Origin of the sequence: Moorena sp. SIO4G3 (assembly GCF_010692305.1) — a bacterium.
Taxonomy (GTDB): domain Bacteria; phylum Cyanobacteriota; class Cyanobacteriia; order Cyanobacteriales; family Coleofasciculaceae; genus Moorena; species Moorena producens_A.
The window spans coordinates 1-2,060 of the sequence record NZ_JAAHIG010000685.1 but is presented as its reverse complement, the minus strand read 5'-3'; the positions used below and the strand labels follow the sequence as shown (position 1 = coordinate 2,060).

1 protein-coding gene and 1 pseudogene are annotated in these 2,060 nt (G+C 45.1%); both read left to right on the top strand.

Annotation, left to right across the window (positions count from 1 at the left end; translation table 11 throughout):
- Positions 1–105: 105 nt before the first annotated feature.
- On the top strand, positions 106–1,374 hold the full coding sequence (locus F6J99_RS44560) for a family 1 glycosylhydrolase (RefSeq protein WP_293123738.1): 1,269 nt from the start codon (positions 106–108) through the stop codon (positions 1,372–1,374).
- A 364-nt stretch (positions 1,375–1,738) separates the two neighbouring features.
- Positions 1,739–2,060: pseudogene (locus tag F6J99_RS44555) on the top strand (Photosystem Q(B) protein 1); the annotation flags it as partial.

Genomic DNA, 2,060 nt, shown 5'->3' with positions numbered 1-2,060 from the left:
AGTCAGAGAGCTTCAGTAAAAATACTGATCTGACTAGGTAGAGGAAATCCCAAGGTTGTGTAGTATCACCAGAACATTTGACTAGTCGATTATCATCGACTACGCATGGCCTTCAGTGGTACCCCTGGAAAAATACTTAACGATGATACCGGTGCGGTCGCTTGTGACCACTACCATCGCTACAAAGAAGATATAGAGCTGATGGTCAAACTAGGGATCAAGGATTATCGCTTTAGCATTGCTTGGCCTCGGATTATTCCTGACGGGGGTGGGAAAGTCAATCAGGAAGGGGTTGATTTCTATAAGCGCTTGGTGGATTGCTTGTTAGATCATGGCATTACTCCCCATGCCACTCTATTTCATTGGGACTCTCCCCAAGCCCTAGAAGACAAATACAAGTCTTGGCTTTCTCGCCAGATGGCCTTTGACTTTGCGGATTATGTTACTGCTGTGGTCACTCAATTAGGCGATCGCATTACCAATTGGATGACCATTAATGAGATCATGTGTTTTACTCACTTAGGCTATGGGGTTAACCAGGACCCGATCCATGCTCCCGGTAGGCGTGTTAAATCCATCAAACAGGTATGGCAGACCTCTCATCATGCCCTTTTAGCTCATGGTTTGGGCTGTCAAGCCATCCGTAGTGCTTCCCGGGTTCCCTGTTCTATAGCCTTTGTGGATAACTTGTCCGTCACTGTGCCAATCAATGAGTCACCGTACCATGTGGCAGCAGCAAAAAAGGCATTCCCTTTATGTGGGCAAAATGGCGGTATCATTATCCCTGCTCTGACTGGTGCTTATAGTCCTGAATTACTTGAGGTGTTAGGAGACAATGCCCCAGACATCGGACCATGTGACCTACAAATTATTCATCAGCCTCTAGATGGGATTTGTCTTAATATTTACACTGGTACCTATGTCCGGGCTGCTGACAATCCACAGGGGTACGAGTTCCTTGGTATGCCCAAAGGCTACCCTCGCATGAATCTGCCTTGGCTGAATATCCTACCAGATTCCCTTTATTGGGGGATTCGTCATGTCAGTGAAACCCTGGGGCGTTCAGATTTGCCTATGTTTATCACTGAGAATGGCTGTGCGGCACAGGATGAATTGAATGGTCGGGGTGAGGTGATTGATACGGACAGGATTCTGTACCTCCGAGAGTACTTTAAAGCAGCCCATCGCGCTGTTAGTGAAGGGTATCCTCTTAATGGTTATTTCCTCTGGAGTCTGATGGATAACTTTGAGTGGTATTGGGGATATGATCGGCGCTTTGGCATTACTTATATAGATTACCCAACCCAACAGCGTATTCCTAAGGCTAGTTTTGAGTGGTATTCCCAGTGCATTGAAAATAATCGGGTAGTTTGATCATTAATCGGAAAAACCCGATAAACCCCTATCGGTATAGTTGTCATCCGTTAGTGTAACCCTAGGGAGAGAGTAATGGGGGAAGTCCTAGTAGCGATCGCGTAGCGTGACCAAAGGTCAATCGCACAAGCGCGATCGCTATTTTTGTGTGGCTATTTTTGTTTTCCATATTCACATTACTCCATTTTTGTCAATACTTATCTAATATAATTTTTACTTATTTACATTATTTAATATAGCTAAGGGTAATTACTCGAAAAACCCTTTACATATCTTTAGATATTGCTTAATATAAATACATGAAGGCGCACACAAGCCGGACGAACCTCGATAACTTCATATTCATACCCGCAATCATAAGAACATGACTACTGTATTACAGCAGAGCAACACCTCTGTGTGGTCTCAGTTCTGCAATTGGGTTACCTCCACCAACAACCGCCTCTATGTGGGCTGGTTTGGTGTATTAATGATCCCAACCCTGCTAGCTGCTACCACCTGCTTCATCATTGCTTTCATCGCTGCTCCTCCTGTGGACATCGATGGTATCCGCGAGCCTGTTGCTGGTTCCTTGATGTACGGAAACAACATCATCTCTGGTGCTGTTGTTCCTTCTTCTAACGCCATTGGCTTACACTTCTACCCCATCTGGGAAGCTGCTTCATTAGATGAGTGGCTATACAACG